This window comes from Natrinema soli (assembly GCF_028618695.1).
In genome coordinates this window covers 1-22,619 of sequence record NZ_JAQIVI010000297.1, presented here as the reverse complement: position 1 = coordinate 22,619, position 22,619 = coordinate 1, and the positions used below count along the sequence as shown (strand labels likewise).

20 protein-coding genes and 2 pseudogenes are annotated in these 22,619 nt (G+C 58.6%); 11 read left to right on the top strand and 11 right to left on the bottom strand.

All coding sequences use genetic code 11. The annotated features are described in order from the left end of the window. The first annotated feature begins 174 nt into the window (after positions 1–174). The gene (locus tag PGX04_RS17800; RefSeq protein ID WP_273739741.1) at positions 175–1,095 is read left to right on the top strand and encodes an MBL fold metallo-hydrolase; all 921 of its coding nucleotides are present in this window, start codon (positions 175–177) and stop codon (positions 1,093–1,095) included. A gap of 74 nt (positions 1,096–1,169) precedes the next feature. Here the strand turns inward: PGX04_RS17800 and PGX04_RS17795 are convergent, their stop codons facing one another. Next, positions 1,170–1,937, bottom strand: a complete 768-nt coding sequence (locus PGX04_RS17795) for an NAD-dependent deacylase (RefSeq protein ID WP_273739740.1) — start codon at positions 1,935–1,937, stop codon at positions 1,170–1,172. Positions 1,938–1,979: 42 nt separating this feature from the next. Further along, on the bottom strand, positions 1,980–2,765 hold the full coding sequence (locus PGX04_RS17790) for an enoyl-CoA hydratase/isomerase family protein (RefSeq protein WP_273739739.1): 786 nt from the start codon (positions 2,763–2,765) through the stop codon (positions 1,980–1,982). A 647-nt stretch (positions 2,766–3,412) separates the two neighbouring features. On the opposite strand from PGX04_RS17790, the gene PGX04_RS17785 reads away from it, so the two are divergent. Together PGX04_RS17785 and PGX04_RS17780 are read left to right on the top strand one after the other, a co-directional pair. Beyond that, positions 3,413–4,969 carry a class I adenylate-forming enzyme family protein gene (locus tag PGX04_RS17785; RefSeq protein WP_273739738.1) on the top strand — a complete coding sequence of 519 codons (1,557 nt, stop codon included), beginning with the start codon at positions 3,413–3,415 and terminating at the stop codon, positions 4,967–4,969. A 572-nt stretch (positions 4,970–5,541) separates the two neighbouring features. Continuing rightward, positions 5,542–6,434 (top strand): IS1595 family transposase gene (locus tag PGX04_RS17780; protein WP_273739737.1). Its coding sequence is split into 2 segments (ribosomal slippage): positions 5,542–6,013 and positions 6,013–6,434, totalling 894 coding nucleotides; the frame shifts between segments, so codons are not numbered across the junction. A 168-nt stretch (positions 6,435–6,602) separates the two neighbouring features. Here PGX04_RS17780 and PGX04_RS17775 read toward each other — a convergent pair. From PGX04_RS17775 to PGX04_RS17765, 3 genes and pseudogenes are all read right to left on the bottom strand, one after another. Next, positions 6,603–7,769 carry an acyl-CoA dehydrogenase family protein gene (locus PGX04_RS17775; RefSeq protein WP_273739736.1) on the bottom strand — a complete coding sequence of 389 codons (1,167 nt, stop codon included), beginning with the start codon at positions 7,767–7,769 and terminating at the stop codon, positions 6,603–6,605. Positions 7,770–7,877: 108 nt separating this feature from the next. Further along, a complete protein-coding gene (locus PGX04_RS17770) occupies positions 7,878–9,497 on the bottom strand; it encodes a class I adenylate-forming enzyme family protein (protein WP_273739735.1) in 1,620 nt (539 codons plus the stop codon). A 46-nt stretch (positions 9,498–9,543) separates the two neighbouring features. After that, positions 9,544–9,762, bottom strand: a pseudogene (locus PGX04_RS17765) (IS66 family transposase); the annotation flags it as partial. 261 nt (positions 9,763–10,023) lie between these two features. Between PGX04_RS17765 and PGX04_RS17760 the strand changes: the two are divergent. From PGX04_RS17760 to PGX04_RS17745, 4 genes and pseudogenes are all read left to right on the top strand, one after another. After that, a complete protein-coding gene (locus PGX04_RS17760; RefSeq protein ID WP_273739734.1) occupies positions 10,024–10,806 on the top strand; it encodes an IS1595 family transposase in 783 nt (260 codons plus the stop codon). Positions 10,807–10,940: 134 nt separating this feature from the next. After that, positions 10,941–11,143: pseudogene (locus PGX04_RS17755) on the top strand (IS630 family transposase); the annotation flags it as partial. 139 nt (positions 11,144–11,282) lie between these two features. Then, positions 11,283–12,278: a hypothetical protein gene (locus PGX04_RS17750; RefSeq protein WP_273739733.1), complete on the top strand. Its 996-nt coding sequence runs from the start codon at positions 11,283–11,285 to the stop codon at positions 12,276–12,278. Between the two features lie 145 nt (positions 12,279–12,423). Next, positions 12,424–12,567 (top strand): hypothetical protein, encoded by a 144-nt coding sequence (locus tag PGX04_RS17745; RefSeq protein WP_273739732.1) that lies wholly within the window; start codon positions 12,424–12,426, stop codon positions 12,565–12,567. 96 nt (positions 12,568–12,663) lie between these two features. Here PGX04_RS17745 and PGX04_RS17740 read toward each other — a convergent pair whose 3' ends face one another. The 3 genes from PGX04_RS17740 to PGX04_RS17730 form a co-directional block, all read right to left on the bottom strand. Beyond that, complete coding sequence (locus tag PGX04_RS17740; protein WP_273739731.1) at positions 12,664–13,830, bottom strand: CaiB/BaiF CoA transferase family protein; 1,167 nt, start codon at positions 13,828–13,830, stop codon at positions 12,664–12,666. Between the two features lie 123 nt (positions 13,831–13,953). After that, positions 13,954–14,340, bottom strand: coding sequence for a MaoC family dehydratase (locus tag PGX04_RS17735; protein ID WP_273739730.1), 387 nt, complete (start codon positions 14,338–14,340; stop codon positions 13,954–13,956). A gap of 306 nt (positions 14,341–14,646) precedes the next feature. Further along, on the bottom strand, positions 14,647–15,384 hold the full coding sequence (locus tag PGX04_RS17730) for an IclR family transcriptional regulator (protein WP_273739729.1): 738 nt from the start codon (positions 15,382–15,384) through the stop codon (positions 14,647–14,649). A gap of 587 nt (positions 15,385–15,971) precedes the next feature. Here PGX04_RS17730 and rdfA point away from each other — a divergent pair. From rdfA to PGX04_RS17715, 3 genes are all read left to right on the top strand, one after another. Then, on the top strand, positions 15,972–16,631 hold the full coding sequence (rdfA, locus tag PGX04_RS17725) for a rod-determining factor RdfA (RefSeq protein WP_273739728.1): 660 nt from the start codon (positions 15,972–15,974) through the stop codon (positions 16,629–16,631). Between the two features lie 94 nt (positions 16,632–16,725). Then, on the top strand, positions 16,726–18,672 hold the full coding sequence (locus tag PGX04_RS17720) for an archaea-specific SMC-related protein (RefSeq protein WP_273739727.1): 1,947 nt from the start codon (positions 16,726–16,728) through the stop codon (positions 18,670–18,672). 771 nt (positions 18,673–19,443) lie between these two features. Then, positions 19,444–19,773, top strand: a complete 330-nt coding sequence (locus PGX04_RS17715) for a hypothetical protein (RefSeq protein WP_273739726.1) — start codon at positions 19,444–19,446, stop codon at positions 19,771–19,773. A gap of 297 nt (positions 19,774–20,070) precedes the next feature. Here PGX04_RS17715 and ddfA read toward each other — a convergent pair whose 3' ends face one another. Genes ddfA through PGX04_RS17700 form a run of 3 tightly spaced genes read right to left on the bottom strand, consistent with a single transcriptional unit; the run spans position 20,071 to position 21,179 of the window. After that, positions 20,071–20,316 (bottom strand): DdfA family disk-determining factor, encoded by a 246-nt coding sequence (gene ddfA, locus PGX04_RS17710; protein ID WP_273739725.1) that lies wholly within the window; start codon positions 20,314–20,316, stop codon positions 20,071–20,073. A 3-nt stretch (positions 20,317–20,319) separates the two neighbouring features. Then, positions 20,320–20,934 carry a DsrE/DsrF/DrsH-like family protein gene (locus PGX04_RS17705; protein WP_273739724.1) on the bottom strand — a complete coding sequence of 205 codons (615 nt, stop codon included), beginning with the start codon at positions 20,932–20,934 and terminating at the stop codon, positions 20,320–20,322. Further along, positions 20,934–21,179, bottom strand: a complete 246-nt coding sequence (locus tag PGX04_RS17700) for a sulfurtransferase TusA family protein (RefSeq protein WP_006111093.1) — start codon at positions 21,177–21,179, stop codon at positions 20,934–20,936. Before PGX04_RS17700 ends, PGX04_RS17705 begins: the two co-directional genes overlap by 1 nt. Before the next feature lie 243 nt (positions 21,180–21,422). Between PGX04_RS17700 and PGX04_RS17695 the strand changes: the two genes are divergently transcribed. Further along, positions 21,423–22,616, top strand: coding sequence for an MBL fold metallo-hydrolase (locus PGX04_RS17695; RefSeq protein WP_273739723.1), 1,194 nt, complete (start codon positions 21,423–21,425; stop codon positions 22,614–22,616). The last annotated feature ends 3 nt before the right edge of the window (positions 22,617–22,619 follow it).

Here is a 22,619-nt window from a genome sequence, read left to right as displayed (position 1 = left end):
TTCGGCGACGGGGCTGGAACCGGTTGGGCACCACCTTGCTATCGAGGCGATCGTGAACCCACGGAGTACGACTGCAAACACCCAAGAGACCGGTCATTCTCGCCGGTCGCTCTGTCTCTGCACATCACAGGATGTCCGAGTGATTGATGTGGGCCGGGAGTGTCACCAATAACGATGGAGTACGAGCGATTCGAGTTCCAACAACCGGCCGCGGGTACAGTGAACGCCTTTCGGATTGGAGACACGCTCATCGACACGGGACACATGTCCCGGCGTGAATCGGTCGAACGCGCTATTCACGAGGGCGACCTCACCGGTATCGAGCGCGTCGTCCTCACCCATCCACACGTCGACCACTTCGGCGGATCCGTCACCGTTCCAGAACTGGCCGACCTTCCGCACGTCGTTTACGATGGCGCGCCGGCCATCCTGAACGATGTCGAGTCGTACCTCCGAGAGGCCCGGGAAGATATGCAACGACTCTCTGCGGGACTTCCCGATCCTCTGCGGCAGCAGCAGGAAGCATTCTACGACGTCTTCTTCCCGCTGGACGAGCCGTATCGCGACGTGACCATCGAACGGGTAGTCTCCGACGGCGACACCGTCCGTCTCGGTGATTACGAGTGTGAAGTGGTCCATACACCAGGACACTCGGCCCAGCATATGTCATTGTATAATTACGAATCAGGGACGTTGCTCTCGGGCGATATCATCTCCGAAAATGGTCATTTCATGTACGCACCACTGTATTGGGACGTCGGCGCGTACAGAACGTCGCTCTCGCGACTGCAGACCTTGGACCTTGACCGTCTCGTGCCGGGCCACGGCCCTGAACTGTCTTCCCCCACCGAACGCATCGTCGACTGTATCGAGAAAGACCGGCGAACCGAACGTAAACTCCGCGAACGCGTACGCGCCCGGGGTGAGACGACCGCACGTGACCTGGCCGAAGAAACGCTCAACGCTGGCGAGGCGACACTACCGTTCCTGATATTGGTAGCGGCAGCGTACCTCCATTACCTCGCCACGGAGGGCGTGTGTACCGTCAATGTCGATGCGGACGGAGTGCATGCCTCGGTGTGCGACCCGGTGTGAGACTCCGACCGAGCACCTCGTTCGGCTAAATCGTCATTCGGTCGAAAGGACTCTCGAGCACGTCAACCGCACGGTCATTCAGTCAATTCATCGGCCAATCGCGGAAGCACCTCGGTGACGTCTGCACGGAACGTATAGTCTGCATTGACATCAACCGGGGTCGGATCAAGGTTCACGATTGCTAGTGTTGCACCCCGGTCGGCGGCTGTCTTCGGAAGGTTTGCTGCTGGTTCGACCCTGAGTGATGATCCTGTCGCGAGAAACACGTCCGCCTTCTCGGCGAGTGCGTGAGCACGATAGAGGGCGTATTCAGGGAGTTGTTCGCCGAACAGGACGCCATCGGGTTTTAACACCCCGTCGCAGTCGCGACAGCGGGGTGGGAGGTCCCGTTCACGTGCGCGGTTGATGCTCTCCGACAACGGTTCGCGCTGGTTACAGGACTGACAGACGGCCTCTCGGAGATTGCCGTGCAGTTCGATGACGTTCTCGGTCCCTGCCTTCTGATGTAGTTGGTCCGCGTTCTGTGTGACGACGCCCTCCAGTATGCCCGCTCGTTCCATCTCGGCGAGTGCTTCGTGGGCCGGGTTCGGTTCCGGATCGACGCCGAACGCCTCTTCGTAGACACCAACCATCGTCTCCCAGAACGACTCCGGATCCCGTTCAAACGCACGAATATGAAACTGTTGGGGTTCATAGCGCTTCCAGAGACCCGACTCACCCCGAAAATCCGGGATACCAGAGGCCGTACTTACTCCTGCCCCGGTGAACGCGACGACCCGGTCGACCCTCCTTATCTCCCCCGCGAGGGCAGTCAGGCGGGTTCCTCGGTCTGTGTCACCCATATTTAACCCACTAGCCTCGATCGAGATAGTTCTTTATACGGCCTAGACTCCTTTCCACTCCGGATCCCGGTCCTCGAGGAACGCCTCGGCACCTTCCTTGAGGTCGTGGCTCTTGTAGAAGAGGACCCGATATGCGTTCAACGTCTCGATAGCCCGCTCGGCGGGCATATCGGTGGTTTCATTGAACGCGTGGAGACCCAGGGTAAGCGCGAGCGGGCTCCGGCCAGCAAGTTCGCGTGCTGTCTCGTGGGCCCGATCGAGGACATTCCCGTCGGCGACCGTTTCTGTGACGAGACCGATGTCCTCAGCCTCGGCCGCGTCGATTCGCCTGCCGGTGAGCGCCAGTTCGAGCGTTTTCTGATCGCCGAGTGTCGTTCTGAGTGCTGGAAGGATAACCATCGGGAACAACCCGAGCGTGATCTCGGTCGTGCCGAACTGTGCGCGTTCGGATGCATATGTCAGGTCGCAGGCAGCGGCGAGGCCGCACCCGCCGCCAAATGCGCTGCCGTTAATGGCTCCAACGACTGGCTTTTCGTACCTTGCCAACAGCTGGAACAATTCTGCCGAAGCCCCCCCCTCATCGAACAACTCGGTTGCCCGTTTGTCCATCTGGTCGCTGAACTCCTCGATATCACCACCTGCACTGAACGACTCGCCAGCCCCCGTCAGCACGACGACGGTCGTGTCGTTGTCGTCATGCGCTCGCTCGAGTGCTGCAGTGAGTTCTAGGGCAGCAGCGTTACTCAACGGGTTGTGTTTCTCGGGTTGATCGAGTGTTATTTCCGCTACTCCAGCATCGTGTTGGTACGTCAGTGTCTCGTACGCCATACTCCCCATAAGTCAAGTAACCTCCTTTAATGTTTGCCGTAACGCTCGGTCGACGTGTCCTCGCGGCATTGCTGTATTCCGCTGGCCTGTCGTATCGTCGGATCGAACTGTTCGTGGATCGGTCGTATGAAGCGATCAGACAGAGTTCCATCGGTTGAAGCATCTCTTCGAGCCTGACTGCCGGGCTCGTGAGGAGGTCGCCGTCGACGAGACGAAGACCGAGATCGGCGACGAGCAGCACTCAGCCTGGGCGGCAGTCGATTGCGATACGTTAGAGGTTCTAGCCGGCGATATCTCGCCTGGTTGATCAAGCCTCACTGGGTTGCTGTTTCTGGAAGGCGTCCTTGAACGGTGCCGCGGTCGCCCGCTGGTGCGAGCCGACCGCGGGCCGTGGTACGACCGGCCGTTCGAACACCTCGACTGGAAGTACGAAAACGTGGGGAATCGGACACACTTCGAAGCGTGGTTCGGTCTATTCAGGTACCGAACAGGCGCTCTTGGCAATGATTTTTCCATCGAAGTACCGCCAGTTCAACCAGATCGCGGCTCAGAGTCTTCACCGTTCCACAATACGTCGCTCTAACCCTGACGCCTCTCTTGATACTACTGACCGAAAGAACTAAAGGCATTGTTTGACAATAACACCCATGAACTTCGCGACGGAACTTGAGTTCCAGGCTCGTAGCCAACCGGACGCTCCAGCACTGTTCTTCGAAGACCAGACGTTCACCTGGAGCGATATCGACGATCGCGCGAGTCAGTTTGCAAACGTCCTCACGGGCCACGGGCTAGGGCCTGGGGATCACATGGCAATCTACATGCCCAACATCCCGGTGTTCGTCTTCGGGTTCTACGGGGCCATGAAAGCCGGTGTCGTACCTATGCCCCTCAATCTCCGGTTCGAACAAGGGGAGGTTGAGTACATGATCGATCACGTTGAGCACGACGCCGTATTCACGGTTTCGCCCGTTGGGAGTGTCTTCGAGAACGTCGATCTAACGCCTGTCGAGCACGTGTACCTGGCTGGTGACGGAGACCTAAATGTCCCAGAAACGGACGTCCACGATTTCGAGACGAGCATCGGCAACGCGTCGGGCGATTTCGAGTCCGTTCCGCGGGAGATGGACGATCACTGTTTCTTCATGCATACGAGCGGGACCACCGGCCGAGCGAAACCAGTCATCGCCACCCACGGGAATATTTATGCACACGATATGGCCTATATCCACCACATCGGGTTCACGACAGACGATGTCGCACTGACAGCTGTCCCGTTGTTCCACAACAGTGGTCTCAACCTGAAGCTGACGACGTTCACCCTCCTCGGCGCACCGCAGGTACTGTTGAAAGAATGGGATGCCGAGGCAGCCCTTCAGGCGATCGAAGATCACGGCGTGACGTATCTGTTCACTATCCCGACGATGCTTTACGATCTCGTGAACCGCGATTCCGCGGACAGCGAGGACGCATACGACGTGGCCTCACTCCAGTACGCCCCGACCGGTGGACAGAACGTCCCAGTGGACCCGATATCCGAGTTCGAGGAACGGTACGGCGCACTGGCGCTCCCCGGATACGGGTTAACGGAGACGATGCCCGCGGTGATCATGAATCGACCCAACGACAGAAAACTGACCACGGACGGCGCCCCAATCCGGAACGCATGTGACGTCCGGGTCGTCGATCCCGAGGACTGGCAGACCGAGGTGCCGACCGGCGATCTCGGCGAACTCATTGTGTCAGGCGACGTCGTTTCGCCAGGGTACTACAGGCGTCCAGAGAAGAACGACGAAGACTTCGAGGTAGACCACGAGGGGCGTCGGTGGCTCCACACTGGTGATATCGTTCGGGAAGACGAGGACGGATTCATCTCCATTGAGGACCGTGTCGACAGCATGATCGTCTCGGGCGGCGAAAACGTCTATCCGAATCAGGTCGAGAACGCCCTCTACGAAATGGACGGCATCGACGAGGCAGTCGTCGTGGGAGAACCGCATGAACGATGGGGCGAGCGGGTTGCCGCGGCAGTCGTCACGAACGATCCGAGTCTCACCGACGAAGATATCTTCGACTATTTCCGGGACTCCACGGACCTCGCCAACTACAAACGCCCACGAAACGTCGTCTTCTTAGACGAACTCCCTCGGTCGGGAACAGGCAAGATCGACCGCTTTACAATACAAGAAGAATACTTCCTCAATTAGGTCGCTGTTGGTTAGGGGACTCTGGAGAGAGGACTGTTAACTTCGCGATAGGAGAACGCTTTCCGGGACACTTGGACAGGCTCGTGGCCAGCGGCCGATCGAAGCCGTGGCCGGAATTCCGATTAACCGTGAGGGGTGCTAAGCCGGGCGTGACGGACAAACAGATGGTCACCTACTCTCATTCGTGAACAATGTGACAAGACCAGGAGTCAGGCTTTAGAACTGAAGATAGTGAAGCTGAATACGGGATCGATCCGTGAACGTCGACCGAACTATAGGCTGTAGTAATGGAACACGGCTTCGAGTAGGCGGTGCGTTCGCCTGATACGGTGGGTGAACCGCCTCGGGGTCAGCTCCGAGGCACTCGGCCTGCTCCGCTTGTAGACGCTCTTCGAAGGGGTCATCAACAACTGTTCAGAAAGATGCGACCCAAAAACTCTGTCCATGGGAGTCTCGCTCGGGAATACTTAGAGGGCCGAAAGCGGAAGACGATCTTCGCGACACTCCTCGTGACGACGCTCATCCCGACCAGTCGTAACTTCCAGTAGCGAGGAGTTCGTTGGTTGCTGTTGATGGACAGGGACTCGGTAGAAGTGTTCCTTCCTGATCCCGACGACTGCTACGAGCGACTCCGTCGCGCCCGTTTCGGCGCGACGGTGTCGTGCGTCTATTGTGGAGAGAGCGATCCAGTCATCAAGAAGGGAACAACCGGGAAAGGCGCTCAACAATATCGGTGCAAGGAGTGTGAGACGTACTTCAACGACCTCACGAACTCGTTCTTCGAGCATCGGAAGTTCCCCATCGAGGAGATGTTCTACATGATCAAGGAGATGCGATCTGTGCCGACCGCACAGATCGCATCGGATCTCCAGCGGGACTACGAGGCGGTGTTGAACTTCCGCCACGATCTCCAAGAGCTGTGCGGTGAACTGACCGAACTGACGCTTTCAGATGTGTGTGAAGCCGACGAAATCTACGTGACAGCGGGTGAGAAGGGGATCGAGAAGGAAGATGAAGAGGAGAGTCCGCGCGAGCGCGGACTCAAAAAAAGGGACGAGGAAGCTTCGAGTCAGACAAGCCGCCGGTCGTGACACTCGTCCGTCGGAGCGACGGACGAGTGGAGTTTCTGGTTCGAGAGAACCTCCAAGACGTAGACGAAGAGATTGCCGAGAAAGGTGACGAGACAGTGATTCTGTGTACCGACGACTACACGATCTACGATGATATCGACGAGTACGACGGCATTGACGCTCATCTGGCGATCACGCACGATGACACGTACGTGATCGGCGACGCCCACGTCAACAGCTGTGAGAACCGCCATAGCTTCCTTCGCCAGTGGCTGGCGAAGTTCAGAGGTGTCTCGAAGCACCATCTTCAGGGATATCTCAACTTTCTCGGCCTCTTGCTGAACGATAGCGCCGATTGGTTCAGCAAGATCCTGAGTTACGAGTCATCGAGATGAGCGTCTCAACTTTCTCGGCCTCTTGCTGAACGATAGCGCCGATTGGTTCAGCAAGATCCTGAGTTACGAGTCATCGAGATGAGCGCGTGACGATTGACGGAACAAGTACCCGCCCCGTGCGGGGTGAAGAGCACCCGATACGTGACGAGGGGTTTACTGACCCTGGTGCTAATACGACCGGGGGAGCCCAAGTTCGTGTTCGGCGATGTAATTGCGGAGCATCTGTTCGCTGACTGGGGCAATACGGAGATGGCGGATCATCTCCCACATCTTGGCGATACCCATCTCCTTACTGACACTCATTCCACCAAACGTGGTCATCGCTGTTTCGCAGGCATTCCACGCTGCTTCCCCGGCTTTCAGATTTGCGATGTTTGCGGCAGTTCCAGCGTCTTCACCGTTGTCATACAGCCACGCAGCCTTGTAGGTCATCAACCGCGCCGTTTCGAGGTCAGCATAGGCGTCGGCCAGCGGGTGTTGGATGGCCTGATGAGACCCAATCGGAGTGTTGAAAACGGCACGATCATTCGCGTACTCGACAGCTTTCTCGATGGCGTAGTAGCCAGTGGCAATACCCGTCGCCGCCCCGGCGATTCGCTCGGTGTTTAGCGTGTCGAAAATGTGGTACAGCCCCTGGTGTTCCTGTCCAACAAGTTGTGACTCGTGGACGCGGATGTCATCTAAATAGAGGTTGTAGGTCGGTTCTGGGAAGAACCCGTCCAGTGGAATCTCGTCAAAGTCCAGGTTCGAATCCTCGGGATCGACTAAAAAAATCGATAGACCGTGACTCTGTTGCTCCACCTCTTCGACTGGGAGTGTTCGTGCCAAGAGTGTGATTCGATCGGCCTCGGCGACGCCCGAAATCCACATCTTCCGGCCGTTAATGATGTATTCGTCACCGTCTTTCCGAGCGGTGGTTTCGATGTTCCGTGTGTTCAGTCCGGCGTTGGGTTCAGTGACGCCAAGCGCCCAGCGGGCATCACCGCTGGCGATTTTTGGGAGCCAGCGTTCCTTTTGTTCGTCACTCCCGTGTGCTACGAGCGTTTCCCCACCGAAAATCGGGGTGAGGATGAACGCCGACGTCGCAGACCAGGCCCCGGCGCGACCGATCTCTTCCATCACTGTTACCATCTCCTGCATTCCAAGGCCTTGTCCCCCGTACTCTTCGGGAATCGAGATGCCGACCCATCCGTTGTCTGCGAGGTCCTGCCAAAACTCCTCGGGGAATCGTCGTTCGTCGGTGACGTCCCGCCAGTAGTCCTCGTCATAATCCTCCGCGATGTCGCGTACCGACGAGCGGATCATCTGCTCGAGCTCTGATTCTTCGAAGTCCATACTACAGTACTTTCGCCCGGTGACCTTATATCCCGGTGGTTGCCTGTGGATCCCCCGACGCTGGCTATATTAAGCCGGTACGAACAAGTATGTGGCGTTGATGTCGGATTATCCTTCGGCCTGTTTGTCGTCGCGCTCTCGGTAGTACTCCGCTTCACGCTCAGCTAGCTGGAACTTCTGGATTTTCCCCGTGGCCGTTTTGGGTAGTTCCTCGACGAACTCCACGGCTTTCGGGGACTCGAACCCGGCCAGGCGCTTGCGGGCGTACTCACGAATGTCTTCGGTGTCAGCGTCAGGGCCCTCTGCGGGGATGACGAACGCCGTGACGGCTTCGCCCCAGTGCTCGTGTGGAATGCCGACGACGGCGAGTTCCTCGACGGCGGGGTGGTCAAGGAGCATCGACTCAACTTTCTGAGTGGAGACGTTCTCGCCGCCGGATTTGATGATGTCCTTCTTGCGGTCGACGAATTTCAACAGGTCGTCTTCGTCGAAAAATCCCATGTCGCCCGAGTGGAACCACCCGTGGGCGAACGCCTCCTCCGTGGCCTCCTCGTTCTTGAGATAGCCGTCCATGACGTTCGGGCCGCGGTAGACGATCTCCCCGACCTCGCCGCGGTCGAGCAGGTTCCCATCGTCGTCCATGATCGCGATGTCGGTGTTAGCGGCGGCGTGGCCCCAGTAGTTGCCCTCTTTCTCCAGTTGCCACTCGGGGTGGTAGACACAAGTGGGGGGATAGGCCTCGGTCTGACCGCTTGCGAGTGCGAAGTCGGCATCGAATGTCTCAATAGCTTGCTCTAACGTCTCGTTCCCTATTGGCGCCATCGCGTACAAGCAGTAGCGGAGTGAGGATAGGTCCCGATCCTCGATATCAGGGCGAGCCAGCAGTCCATTGTACATCGCGGGTAGCATGAACGACCACGTTAGATCACGCTGTTCAACGTCCTCCAGGAAGCCGTCGGGATCGAACGACCGGCGGACGACCGTCGTTGCCGATACGTGCATCGCGCCTTTCACCATTGTTAGTTGCGCACAATGAAACAGGGGCATCATACAGGATATCACGTCATTACGGGTGAGATCAGTACTCGCGCTTACGTTGATAGAGCCGGTCGTGATCGCCTTATGGCTGAGCAGGACGCCTTTGGGGCGGGAGGTTGTCCCGCTCGTATACATAATCTGTGCGATGTCTTCGTCGTGTATCTCGACGACCGGTTCCGTAGGTTCCTGGTCGTCGATAACCCCATGTAACGAGGGAACTGGACTATCTTCATCACCCACCGTGATCGCCGCAAGAATGTCGATGTCACGATCAGCAGCGAGTGGTTCGACCTTCGGATACAGCACCTCGTCAACGAGGAGTGCATCCGCTTCCGAGTGATTGAGTTCGTACCCGATATCCTCGGCAGTGATCTCCGGGTTGATCGGAGTGAAAATTATCCCGGCTTTCAGTGCCCCGAAGTATGCCGTTAGGAACTGGAGGGAGTTGCCGCCGACGATTGCGAGACGGTCCCCTCTCTCCAGTCCCTCCTCTTGGAACGCATGGGCCGTGCGATTAACACGGCGATTGAACGCCTCGAACGTCAACTCTTCATCTTGTTCTGGGGCGATGAACGCCAGTTTCTGTGGAGTTCGGTTCGCCGCTCGGCGAGCGATATCACCGCCGACCATTCGAGCGATCTCGTTCGATCGGATGATACTACCTCTTTGAGCGACCTCCTCGTGTGGCATGATAACATCTTTAATTTGCCCGTGTATTAAAACTATAGGTACGTGTTTAGTCCGAGGACTCAACAATCGGCTTAGCTTGAGCGCGTGAAATCATCTCGTTGTCGCGGACAACTCGCTTGAACTCCTCGTAAGGATTGCGTCCCTGCTGGCGTCACATCGCCAGCAGGAACAAGATCGTCTCGTGAACGAACATACCACGGTCGATGCGGAATGTGCCGATGATTTTCCGGAGGACCACCGGTTCACGAAGCGCGTTCCTCGCAGCGAGTTCCCGCTGACAAACACGCCGAGCGGTTGTTGCGGAAGGCCGTGATCCACCGAAGTTGTGGGGGTGCATCCGAAACGGGAAGGCGCGCGGTTCATCGAGAACGTTCTCTCGTGTATGGAAACCTAGCGACTGCAAGAACCGGTGATGGGCGCGTGGGATAGCATCAACGCTCTTGGGTAGAGGATTGTTGGTCAGATCTCAGCAGTAGCTGGAAGTCATAGCGGGCAAGGGTGACGCGAACGTGTCACCCGACGAACGATGTTCTCAATCAAGACGCTCGTCTCGGAGCGTCGGGCTGCGAACCTGTTGGCACAAGTTCGCTGGCATGACGGCGTCTATTGCTCACGCTGCCGTGCCGAATCCGTGATTCAGTACGGCAGCTATCGGGTGTTTCAACGGTATCGATGTAAGAATTGCGACCGCACGTTCAACGACAAGACCGGCACAGTCTTCGAGCATTCTTCGATCGCACTCAGGAAGTGGTTTCTCGCCGTCTACGCCTACATCCGCTTCAATACCAGTCTTCGGCAACGGGACGTGGAGATCGAGGTCTCCTACAAGACGGTGTACCGGCGCGTCCAGCGCTTCCTGCGAGCGCTGGACGTGCTCGGCCACAGTTGGAAGGCCCGGTTGAACTTGACGAACTGTACGTCAAAGCCGGACTCAAAGGCCGCGAGCGCGACCGTCCGTCGCGCTCGCGTGGACTGTCCACGCGCGGCCGTGGAAAATATGACTGAGGACAAGCTGCCTGTGTTCGTGCTGGTTGATCGGGGAACGAACGACTGCTACGTGCTGCCAGCGAAATCTGCCAAGGAATCGACGGTGCGACTCCTGCTTGCCGACCACGAGCAGGAGTCGCTGACCGTCTATACGGATGGGCTTCGGGCCTATGACCCGTTAGAGGACGACGAGGAGTTCGACCGCGAATACGTCGTCCACGGCGACGGGGAATACGCTGATGGAGCTGTTCACGTGAACACCTGCGAGAGCCAGGCGTCGCTGGCGCGACGCCTGGCTCTCGCCGCATCAAGGCGTCTCTAAAGACAGGCTCACACGCTACGTCAGAGCGTTTCAGCTTCGCCAACGTGTCCGCCGGAATCCGGCGAGGAAGCACTCAGCATCATCCTCGAAACTGCTCTATGACTTCACCAACAATCGCTCACCCAAGAACGTGCATCAAACTACTCGGTGCAGTCAGCGACAGCGGCGAGACGTTCTTTCTGCCCTGTGCGGAGAACGTCAACAGCGACACGACAATCTGCTTGCTAGACGCTCTCCAGACAGAGTTCGGCGAAAAATCTGCGTCGTCTTGGCCAATGCGGTGCAGGAATTCGTCGAAGACACGCCGATCGAACTGTGTTACCTTCCGCGGCGCAGCAACGCCCGCCAAAGATATATTACGTGCCGGTCTTGCGTTCAACACAGCACCAGTGTCATAGAAGCACTCTCGAGGGTACACTGAACGTTTAGAAGCGTTCACCCAAGGAATTTTAGCCCAGTCCGTGTCCTAGTCAGGCATGGAGTTCAATGCATACTCACAGTCAGCGACGTTCAACAGTCCGCTGGCGGACTTCAAGGAGGTCACGGAGACGGTTGACGTCCGCGAGGACCCCCTCACTGGCCGCATCGCACGGATCGTCGACGGAGCATTCGTTATGCCCGACAACTACGAGATTGACGCCGTCGTCTCGGACGACGAAGGGTGTTTTTTCTGTCCGGAAAACGTTGAGGAAGCGACACCGACGTACCCGGACTGGATGGACGTCGACCGTGGATCACACGGGGAGGCGACGTCGTTTCCGAACCTCAATCCGTACGGGAGTTACTCGAACGTCGTCGTGCTCACCGAGACGCACTTCCAACCGATGGAGCAGCTCACGGCGACGCAGTTCGCCGACGGACTCACCGCGGCACTGGCGTACGTGGACGCCGTCTTCGACCACGACGAGGACGTCACTCACGCCTCGGTGAACATGAACTTCCTCCGGTCGGCCGGGTCAAGTCTCGTCCATCCCCACCTGCAGACCGTTATCGACGACCTCGGTACCAACCAACAACGCGAGCTACTGGCGGCGAGTCGGCGGTATCGCGACGCCGAGGGGTCGACGTACTGGGCGGACCTCGTCGACGTGGAACGAGGCGGTGACCGCTGGATTGGAACGGCTGGCCCAGTCGGCTGGCTGGCTGCGTTCGCGCCGAAACACCACCGGCACGTGCTCGCCGTCGCACCGGACACGAACTGCGCCGAGATGGGGCGGGAGACCATCGAGGGGTTCGCGACGGGAGTACCGAACGTCCTCGCAGCGTACGCGGATGCCGGCCTCAACGCGTTCAATCTCGTACTGCACCTCGTGGACGACCCGGCGCTCCCGCCCGTCATGTCGGTCGTCGCGCGCTCGGTCTTCGACGAGTACTACTGGTCGGACTCGCCGTTCTTCACGGTGCTCCACGACGAAGGCGTCATCGATACATCGCCCGAAACGTACGCAGAACAGGTACGTACCGAATTTTAAGCCCGGTGAACGTGGACCCCCTTCCGTGCGGTGCAGTATGAAACGGACCTACGGCACGAACGAGCGAGGTGATACACTGTGAGCCTCAAACCCACGGCCGACTGCCACATCCATCTCGTTCCACAGCGGCTGGGACGGGCACTTCGTGAATCGCTCAACGACGCGGCGGGCAGGGAGTTCCCGCATTCCGGCGACCCGACGGTGCCGAAGCCACGCTCTTGGACGCCGGGACTTTGCGCTCCCGTACGCCCACGAGGCCGACATGGCCGCCGACCGCAGCGACTGGTAACTCGACTGGGCGTCCGATTCTCGAATCCACGGCTACGTTCTAGAGAAGGGTCGGTCCCTCGTGAAACCCCCGTGAACCGGCCAGGTCCCGGCATGCTTACCGGACGACTCCGTCCTCCCTGAGAGACTGGATGTCGGCCGCGTCGAAGCCGACCGACTGCAACACCGTGTCAGTGTGTTCGCCGTGTTCCGGCGCGGGTCCGTCGGTTTCCGCGGGTGGCTCTGAGATCTGCGCCGGGAATCCGACGCGCGGCGTCCCCGTATTGCGGTCAATCAATTCGCGAGCCGTCGCGTGATCGCTGGACAGTGCCTCCCCGAGCGTCCAGACGGGGGCGACCATCGCGTCGACATCACCGAGTTCCGCTTCCCACTCGTCCCGGGTCTTCTCAGCGAACAAGTCGGTTAGTTCCTCCCGCAGCGCCGCCCGCTCGGCCGGATCGGTGGTCATGTGTGCGTCGAGTAGATCTTCGCGATCGACGGCCTCGCAGAACCTCGTCCAGAATTTCTCCTCGATCGCCGCGATCGTGACGTACCGCCCGTCGGCAGTCTCGTAGACGCCGTACCACGGCGCGGCGCCAGTGAGGGGTGTCTCACCGGGCCGCGGGCTGTCGCCGGTCAGCGCCTCATGAGCAACGGCCTGCGAGAACGAGGCAACGACGTCAGTCATGGCCACGTCTACGTATTCGCCACCGGTATTCCCGAGTTCTCGGGACAGGAGCGCCCCCAGAATACTGAACGCCGCGAAGAGCCCGCCGGCCATGTCGCCGATGGGGTAGCCCGGAATCTGTGGGTCGGTCTTTTCGTCGGCACGGGTCAAATCCAGTAGACCGGCCATCCCGACGTAGTTGAGGTCGTGACCGACGCGGTCGGCGTGTGGACCCGTCTGCCCGAACCCCGAAAGCGAACAGTAAACTACTCCGGGGTTGTGCTCGCGGACCGACTCGTAGTCGATACCTAGCCTGTCGACGACGCCGGGCCGGAACTGTTCGAAGACGACGTCCGCCGTCTCAACCAAGCGCATAAACGCCTCGCGACCCGGCTCCGTCTTCAGGTCGACGGCGGCGCTCCGCTTCCCGCGGTTGACCGCGTCGAAGATGGTACCCGTCCCGTCGTCGGTGTACGGCGACATGTACCGTGCGTAGTCGCCGCGGTCGGTGTCCTCTATCTTGATTACGTCGGCACCGGCGTCAGCGAGCAACTGGGTCGCGAACGGGCCTGGGAGCAACCGCGAGAGGTCCAGTACTCGCAGCCCATCGAGGCGCATACAGCATTCACTAACGCCCGGTGCAATAAGTCTGCGGTTGGGTGCCTGTCGCCGGCGCGGTCACGACGAGCCCAGTCGCTGGAAGAGGACCTTCGCGACCATCGAGAGGACTATCTCGTTGTCCTAATTACGGGTGCGGCTCTCGAGTTCGACGAGGCCCGCGTTGGGCCGGCTTTCGGGGCGCTTGCGGACTGGTTCAAGCGTTACCGTCAGTTCGTCGCCCGGGTAGACAGGTTTGCGAAACTCCGTTTCGCCGAGGCCAGGCGAACCGAGTCCGTGCGCGTCGTTGTACAACCCGTCGACCGACAGTCGCTGCGTGATGGCCATCGTGTGGAGACCGCTGGCGATGAGTTTGCCGAACGACGATTGCGCTGCAGCCTCGGAGTCGACGTGGAACGGCTGCGGATCGTATTGTTCGGCGAAGTCCATTATTTCCGCTTTCGAAACGGTGTACGTTCCCATTTCGAGCGTCTCACCGAGTTCAAGGTCTTCGAAGTATCGCTTCGACATTCAGTCAACGTTTCTCCTAAACGGGGGTAAAATTACGGACTCGAGTGGTCACAGCTTCGTTCGTTTATAGGGGTCCGGACAACATCGAAGTCGGGGGAGGTTGCATTGATCGACGCGGCGAAGTCGACGTCAGTCTCTCGGCCATTCTCGCTGCCCGACTGGTCGACAGTGTTCTAGTTTGGTCTCGGTCCACGAAGGATTCCGCGGACATCAACAGTGACTCCCTGCAAAATCCACACGACGATGAAGCAACCTACCGCCGCAAATATACCGGTGAGCATGTCTAATTCAATGTATAAAGATGGGTTAATATTTTAGGCTTACTTCGATAACGTTCGCCGTCTCCAAAACCATATCCGATATTTTTTCAGTGATTTTCGATTCCATCATTCGGCCAACTGGCCCGTAGACGCTGATTGCGCCAATAACGTCATCTCCGACCACGATCGGCCTGCCAACGCCATGCATCCCTTCAAATAGTTCCTCTCGGTCGAATGCATATCCTTGTTCCCGGATCTCATCTAGCTCGTCAAATAGTTCACTTCTCTCAGTAATAGTGTTCGGCGTTCGGGCCGTTAAATCGTAGTGATCAATGATCTCCTCCGTCCGCTGTGAAGAAATGTTTGCCAGTATGACTTTTCCAGGAGCGGTAGTGTGTAGGCGTGAGACGTCACCATCGTGGATATCAACCTGCACTGCTCGCTCCCCGGTGGCCGTGTATAAAACCACACCGTGATTGTTTTCCTCGATCATCAAACTCGCGTGTTCACCGGTGGTGGCTGCTAGGTTCTGGAGTTCCGGTTTGGCCACCTTATAGATCTCCAACTGACTCCGCATACGTGTCCCGATCGACAGAAATCGCGATCCAACACGGTACCTCCCGTTTTCGTTGGCGACGCAGCCAATCTCCTCAAGCCCTTGCAGATAGTCGTGAACGGTACTCGTTGGTTTATCAACCTCGTCAGCTAACTCCGCAACCCCCGCATTCTCCAACTCAAGTATTGTTTCAACGATATCGAACGCCGTTTTTATCGTCTTTGACATGTGATTGCATACTTCAACCCCGACCTACTTAATTATCCGGATTATCCGGACGTACCTGCGTTCATCACCCAGTATCCCCGATATATCCACAACTCCGAATTGCCCGGGTATACCGTTACCATCCGTCTGAATACAACACTGACCACCGAAATAAAGCCGCAGAATGTATCCGTATACTCCGGAAAGTTGGACCCCCGCTTAATCACACACGGCCTCCCCTATACAACCGGATATCGGACGATATCTGCCGAGATAGCAGAAGTGCCGTATTTGACGCACGGTAACAAACGGCTCATTTCATCCGGATTGTTCGGACGTTGAATACGGCCTGTTTACGGGGAGCTCGGTCGCCACACTTCGATAGTCAAGCGGCATGGATTGACATCGGCGCACGTAGCGAGCCTGTTCTCAATTTTGCTTACTCCGTGATCGCTCGTCACTGACGGCACTTGGATCCATAACCTTTACCAACAGTACGGTTGGAAAGGCAGACGTATACCTGCCCGGAACGAATGCAGACTACTAACCGAATATCGCCCCATGATAGTATGCCATTCGAATCACAGAGCACGGAGGAAACGTACTGTATGAACCACGACGAAGAGGTACCCCCCTGTTCGTGTAAAGTAGGGCGGAACATCGAACAGTACAATCTCGATGACCTCAATACCGAATTTCGAGCCCGGCGCTTGGAAGAGCAGACGAGTCTTCGCGATCTCGCAGACTACGTCAATCAGCGCGTTCTCGCCGCTACCCTCACTGCCGACGACGTAGACGTCACCGACGCCCTCTACGGCGCCGTCAGTGATGAAGACGCCCTTACAACACTCTACGAGGCACTCGCCAGTGATGACACGCCTGCCGAACGGACAGCCCGAGTGCAAACCCGCCTTGCCCAGCGTGGCGTGGACATAGAGGCCGTCGAAGCCGACTGGGTCACCCACCCGACAGTCCGCACCCATCTGCGTGAGTGTCTGGATATAGAGACCCAGCGGACCTCCACGATTACCGCCGACGAAGCACGTGATACAATCGAGTGGGCTCGCACGCAATGTGCGAACATTGTCGACCAGACGGTCACCCGACTCCGAAATGCGAACGTACTGGAAACTGGCCCACTCGATGTCACGGTGATGATCCAGATAACGTGTACCAATTGTGGGACCACCTATCGGCCACATCAACTGCTCTCCCGCCGTGAGTGTGCGTGCACGGCCGCTGACCAGTCTGACGGCCCGACCGACTAAGCACCCATCGAGGTGGGGGTACCACACAGCATACGGTCCAGCACCAATAGGGAAAGCAAGAAGATTATCAGTCATGCGCTCAACTATCCCCATAATGGCTCAACAGTCCGAACCCACGACTGATACGGATACCAGTCACGCCACGCTCTCCATTACGAACCTCGGCGGCATCGACGAGACAACCGTCGAGTTTTCGCCCGGCGTCACGCTCCTCACCGGTCGCAACGCAACCAATCGCACCTCGCTGTTACGGGCCCTCAACGGAGCACTCGGTGGCACGGCCCCCACCCTGAAAAGCGGCGCGGACGAGGGGCACGTCACGCTGACACTCAGCAACGACGAGTTCACCCGCACCGTTACACGGACAGGGGCAGGAATCGAGCGTGATGGCACACCCTACACGGACGCCGAAACGCTGGTCGATTCCTTCGTCACCCTGCTCGAAGACAACCCAGCGCGGCGCGCCGTCGAACGGGGTGACGACCTCCACGACATCATCATGCGCCCCGTCGATACCGAAGCGATCGAACAACGGATCCGCGACCTCCGCCAGGAAAAACAGGAACTCGAAGCCGAACGAGACCGCGTCGAACAGCGTCGCGACACGCTTCCCCAGCTCGAAGAACGCCGCCACACCCTCCAAGAAGAGATCGCTTCTATCGACGAGGAACTCAATACCCTGCGCGACGAGGTGGCGGCCTTCGAAGCCGACGCCGAGGCGGCCGAAGACGCCGAGGCCCTCGTCGACGACCTCGATGCCCGGCGTCAAGAATTGCAGCGCACCGAGGACGACATCGAACTGGTCGAATCCGAACGTGACGCATTACAAGACGAGCTCGAAACGGCCCGCGCCGATCGGGACGCGGTTCCTGACGACTCCACCGATGATCGAACGGATCTCGAGACCGAACTGGAATCCCTCCGGGACCAGAAGCGCCACCTCGAGACGACCATCAGCAGCCTCCGAACCATCGTCGAGTTCAACGATGACCTCCTCGCGGAGGACGGCCACGACCTCCCGGGGATCGACCCCGACGATGAGGCCGTGACGGCGGCGCTTGCCCCGGACGAGACCCAGAACGTGGTCTGCTGGACGTGCGGCAGTCGCGTCGAACAAGGTACTATCGCGGACCGACTCGATGACTTGCGAGCCGTTATCGAGGACAAACAAGCCGAGCGAGCTGACCTCACCGAGCGTATCGAGGCACTCAAGGACGACCGCCAAACACTGGAACAACAGCAGCGCCGCCGAGAGGAACTTGACCGGAAGATCGAGCGAACCGAGGAGAAAATCGACCAGCGCGAGCAGCGGCTCGACGACCTCGAATCCAAGGCCGCCGAACTCCGCGAGGAGATACACGAGCTGGAAGCCGAGGTAGCCGAAACCGAGGCCCTCCGGGAGAGCGACCTGCTTGAGACGTACGAACAGTTGAGTGAACTGCAGTACGAGCGCGGCCAACTCACACAGGAACGCGACGAGGTGGACGAGGAGATCGCCGAGATCGAAGCCCTCCCATCTCCGGACGACCTGGAGGCCCAACTTGACGAGCTGTCGACGGAACTCGAACGTGAGCGGACGCGTATCGCCGATCTTGAAGCGGAGGCGGTCGAGCAGTTCAACGACCATATGGACGAGATTCTGGACGTACTCGGCTTCAAGAACATAGCCCGCGTCTGGATCGAGCGAAAAACCAACGACGGCGGTCGAGGGCCGCCGGAGACGGTGTTCGACCTCAACTTGGTGCGCCAAGACGAGACAGGAACTGTCTATGAGGATGTTGTCGCACACCTGAGCGAAAGCGAGCGCGAGGTCGTCGGCCTGGTGGTGACCCTCGCTGGCTACCTCGCCCACGAAGCCTACGAGGAGGTTCCGTTCATGCTGTTGGACTCCCTCGAGGCGATCGACTCGAATCGGATTGCCGCACTCGTGGACTACTTCGCTGACTACGTTCCCCATCTCGTGGTCGCACTCCTGCCCGAGGACGCCGAGGGGCTGTCCGCCGACTACGAGCGGCTCACGGCCAACGCACTGACCGCCTAACCTCGCGGCGGGTCGTTCACGTCGAGGAGTACAATATAATGACCGGCGTCTGACAGCAGGGGGCTAGTCTTTCAGCGGTGAGTGTAGGGGTGATCAGTTCCGAGGCCTGCGTGACCGGCTAGACAGCGCAGTCCGACTCCGGGTCGACATATCGCTACGGACTCTTTACCATCCGTATGATTGGAAAGGACCGGGTCGAGCCTCCACCACGTTCGCGCCACAAACCACGATACGACAGAGCCACCATGTCTACGCGGCGTCTAGGGTGATTCGGGGACTCGCCGGCCTGACCAATGCGGTGCTGGTCTCGACGCTCTCCCCCGTGGGGCACGGTAGTTACACGACTCGACGGGAGTTGCGCCACGGCAACGTCTAGGGGCCACGCCGCCAACTGCAGCGAAACCGAACGGGAGTGGGGCGCTATGTGGTCGTCGGCCGAGTGCCTCATCCTGGTCGTCCACGAATCAGCTGCATACTAGTGAACCGTTGGCGGCAATCGCCGCCGACTGGAGGACTGACGTGGTCGCCACCGGTAGTGACGTCGGCGAGACCTAGATTGTGGCACCCCTGCCCACGGACGCCACCGTGCTCGACGACACCGATACGTGATGTCATAGGAGTTGTCGGTCACTCTCAGGCACTGTCCGTCCAGCACGACGTCCCTCCTACCGCTGCCTTCGGCTGTATAAAGAGCGGTGAAGACCCATGTTCAACTCACGTATTAGGCGTTTTAGGAACACATTTGTACGTTCGAATGCTACCTATCGAGATATGGGCGAAACCCACGACGAATTTAATGGAAGTGTCGGCATCACGGTGGAGCTTACGGGTGAATATGACGCTGTTGTCGAGAAGTTGCGGATGCCGACGGACGAACAGGAGTCGCTTGGCCTAGTTCTAGCTGATTTCTCGCGCCTGTTAGAGACCGTGCAGCGGCTCGACGGTGGCACCCGGAGTGTCATCGTCGACCATCTGCCGCCGGAGATGCATCACGCCTATGACGCCGAGGCGGTCGTCGACGCCCTCCAGATCCTTTCCCGCTACGACCTCGTTGCCCTCGACGGCAACACCTGGACCCCGGGGCCCGCGCTCACAGCATAGCTCCCTGTGATCGGCGTGGGCGTCGTGTTCGAGTGGTGACCGAGAATGTGTAGTTTAGCTAGTGGTTTGTAGCACTCCAAACGCTCAACCTCTGGGACTGCACAACCTCGGAGGATGATTTTGATGCGTGGCTTTGTTTCCCCTAAGCCAGAAGAGAAACTGACAGCAAGTAGAGTACGAGTTGCTCAGTAACTAATCTATTCCAGACCTTCTGCGTCGCGTGATTCAACCGAAGGGTGTAGTAGTACATGAAAATGACAATAGCCGAGGGTCGTGGAAGCGAATCCCAAACTCTTCTTACGACAGTTTGACGGCCCCATCCGAAGAGATTGTTACGTCATACCCTCGGTACCGGAACGAAACGTGTCCGCCTCGGACCGAGTCGTCAGCAGCGGTCGGTTCAAACAATCGGTCCAGCGCAGCAGGATCCACAACGTCGTTGAGCGGTGGCTCGAGGGTAATCGGGGAGGTATCTTCCGCGTCGGCAATCGCTTCAAGGACGTGTAGGCTCGGCTTTGAGCGCGTGGACTCAGCGTCGGTCATCGCTCAGACGAGGAGTTGGATGTCGGATTCAGCCATGTGTTGCAGCGCGGTGGCCGCACCGACGCCGGTGGTGACGCCGTCGTAGAAGTCGTCCTCGTCATAGTCCATCAGTTCGATCGTCATCTGGCACGCCTGCAGATCGACGCCGCTCTCGAGCGAGAGGTCGATCAGTTCCTCGATGGTAGCGGTGCCGTTGTCGTCGATCTTCTTCTGCATCATCTTCGTGGCCATCGTATCCATGCCGGGGAGCGCGGCGACGGCGTTCGGGACGGGCATGTTGGGATTGCCGACGGCACTCAATTTGAGATCCTTCGACTTCTCCTCGTGGAGGATGTCGAGACCCCAGAACGTGTGGAAGACGACGACCTCCCAGCCGAACGCGGCCGCGGTGCTCGCGAGGATCAGCGGCGGATACGCCATGTCGAAGCTGCCCTGCGTCGCCACGATGGTCATCTTCTTCTGGTCGTCGTCCAGGTCCGCCTCTGCGAGCGACTCCTCTAACTCCTCGACGCGCTCGCGTAGGGCCTGCAACTCGGCGGCGTCGATCTCGGCGTTGGATTCGGATTCGGCGGCCGCCTCGCCGTCTTCGATCGGTGTCGTTTGATTGTCCGTGCTCATTATTCCGTCTTCTTCACGTAGTGGGTGTACAAATCGTCCTCCTCGACCTGCTCGAGGAGTTCGACGCCGTCGGTGCCGTCGGCCCACCCCTGAATGTCGCTCATGCTGCCCGAGTCAGTCGCGACGACCTCGAGGACGTCGCCGGCCTCGAGATCGTCGATCGATTGCTTGGTCTTCACGATGGGCATCGGGCACGACTGTCCTTTCACGTCTAGCGTCTCCGTGGTCTGGTATTCCGAACTCATAGTTTCGTTCTGGCTCCGTATTGGAGCTATCATACAATATTGGGCGCTCCCATATAAGGCCTCTGGTTATTGTACAATACACGAACACCCCCTGATTCCGGGGGAGGGTAAATACCTAGTTAGTACTGCCTGCATACGCGTATATGGAATATGAGGCTGCATTTGGCAGGTCTATATTGTAGGTGATAGGAAATACTACACAAACCCTTAAGTGCCAGTAGCCGATACTGGGAACTGTACAACATGGACGATATGGATCTTCCAATGCCGGACGTCGAGATCGAATCGGTCAGTCCAGACGAATTGAAGGGGCGAATCGACGCGGGCGAGGATGTCACGCTCCTCGATACCCGTATGGAATCGGAGTACAACGAGTGGAAGATCGACGGAGAGACAGTTGAATCGATCAATATCCCGTACTTCGAGTTCCTGGACGACGAAATTGACGACGATGTCCTTGCACAGATTCCCGATAACCACGAAATCACGGTTCTCTGTGCGAAGGGAGGCTCGAGCGAGTACGTCGCCGCACAGTTGAGAGAGCGCGGCTACGACGTCGACCACCTTGAGGACGGGGTGAACGGCTGGGCGCGCATCTACGAGCGCGTCGAGGTCGAGCGCTACGACGGTGCGGGGACGCTCTACCAGTACCAGCGTCCCTCGAGCGGCTGTCTCGGCTATCTCATCGTTGACGGTGACGAGGCGGCCGTAATCGACCCGCTGCGCGCGTTCACGGATCGATACCTCGAGGACGCGGACGACCTCGGCGCCGATCTGCAGTACGCGATCGATACGCACATTCACGCGGACCATATCTCGGGCGTCCGTACTCTCGACGCAGAAGGCGTCAAGGGCGTCATCCCCGAGGCGGCAGTCGACCGCGGTATCACCTACGCCGACGAGATGACTCTCGCAGCAGACGGCGACGAGTTCGAAGTCGGTGCTGCCACGATCGAAACCGTCTACACGCCCGGACATACCTCCGGGATGACCTCGTACCTGATCGACGACTCGCTGCTTGCGACTGGCGACGGCCTGTTCGTCGAGAGTGTTGCCCGCCCTGACTTAGAGGAGGACGACGAGGGCGCAGAAGACGCCGCACGCCAACTCTACGAGTCGCTTCAGGAGCGCGTGCTGACCCTGCCTAACGACACGCTCGTCGGCGGGGCTCACTTCAGTGACTCCGCCGATCGAGACGACGATGGCACCTATACGGCACCGATCGGCCAACTCGAAGAAGAGATGGACGCTCTAACGATGGACGAAGACGAGTTCGTCGAGCTGATCCTCTCGGACATGCCGCCCCGTCCAGCCAACTATGAGGATATCATCCTCACGAACTTCGGGCAGCAGGAGGCCGACGACAAGGAAGCATTCGAACTCGAGCTCGGCCCGAACAACTGCGCGGCCAGCCAAGAGTCGCTGGCGGGTGACTGATCA

Coding starts and splice junctions, on each gene's coding strand:
- PGX04_RS17800 (WP_273739741.1), top strand. CDS start 175: ATGGAGTACGAGCGATTCGAGTTCCAACAACCGGCCGCGGGTACAGTG.
- PGX04_RS17795 (WP_273739740.1), bottom strand. CDS start 1,937: ATGGGTGACACAGACCGAGGAACCCGCCTGACTGCCCTCGCGGGGGAG.
- PGX04_RS17790 (WP_273739739.1), bottom strand. CDS start 2,765: ATGGCGTACGAGACACTGACGTACCAACACGATGCTGGAGTAGCGGAA.
- PGX04_RS17785 (WP_273739738.1), top strand. CDS start 3,413: ATGAACTTCGCGACGGAACTTGAGTTCCAGGCTCGTAGCCAACCGGAC.
- PGX04_RS17775 (WP_273739736.1), bottom strand. CDS start 7,769: ATGGACTTCGAAGAATCAGAGCTCGAGCAGATGATCCGCTCGTCGGTA.
- PGX04_RS17770 (WP_273739735.1), bottom strand. CDS start 9,497: ATGCCACACGAGGAGGTCGCTCAAAGAGGTAGTATCATCCGATCGAAC.
- PGX04_RS17760 (WP_273739734.1), top strand. CDS start 10,024: ATGTTCTCAATCAAGACGCTCGTCTCGGAGCGTCGGGCTGCGAACCTG.
- PGX04_RS17750 (WP_273739733.1), top strand. CDS start 11,283: ATGGAGTTCAATGCATACTCACAGTCAGCGACGTTCAACAGTCCGCTG.
- PGX04_RS17740 (WP_273739731.1), bottom strand. CDS start 13,830: ATGCGCCTCGATGGGCTGCGAGTACTGGACCTCTCGCGGTTGCTCCCA.
- PGX04_RS17735 (WP_273739730.1), bottom strand. CDS start 14,340: ATGTCGAAGCGATACTTCGAAGACCTTGAACTCGGTGAGACGCTCGAA.
- PGX04_RS17730 (WP_273739729.1), bottom strand. CDS start 15,384: ATGTCAAAGACGATAAAAACGGCGTTCGATATCGTTGAAACAATACTT.
- rdfA (WP_273739728.1), top strand. CDS start 15,972: ATGAACCACGACGAAGAGGTACCCCCCTGTTCGTGTAAAGTAGGGCGG.
- PGX04_RS17720 (WP_273739727.1), top strand. CDS start 16,726: ATGGCTCAACAGTCCGAACCCACGACTGATACGGATACCAGTCACGCC.
- PGX04_RS17715 (WP_273739726.1), top strand. CDS start 19,444: ATGGGCGAAACCCACGACGAATTTAATGGAAGTGTCGGCATCACGGTG.
- ddfA (WP_273739725.1), bottom strand. CDS start 20,316: ATGACCGACGCTGAGTCCACGCGCTCAAAGCCGAGCCTACACGTCCTT.
- PGX04_RS17705 (WP_273739724.1), bottom strand. CDS start 20,934: ATGAGCACGGACAATCAAACGACACCGATCGAAGACGGCGAGGCGGCC.
- PGX04_RS17700 (WP_006111093.1), bottom strand. CDS start 21,179: ATGAGTTCGGAATACCAGACCACGGAGACGCTAGACGTGAAAGGACAG.
- PGX04_RS17695 (WP_273739723.1), top strand. CDS start 21,423: ATGGACGATATGGATCTTCCAATGCCGGACGTCGAGATCGAATCGGTC.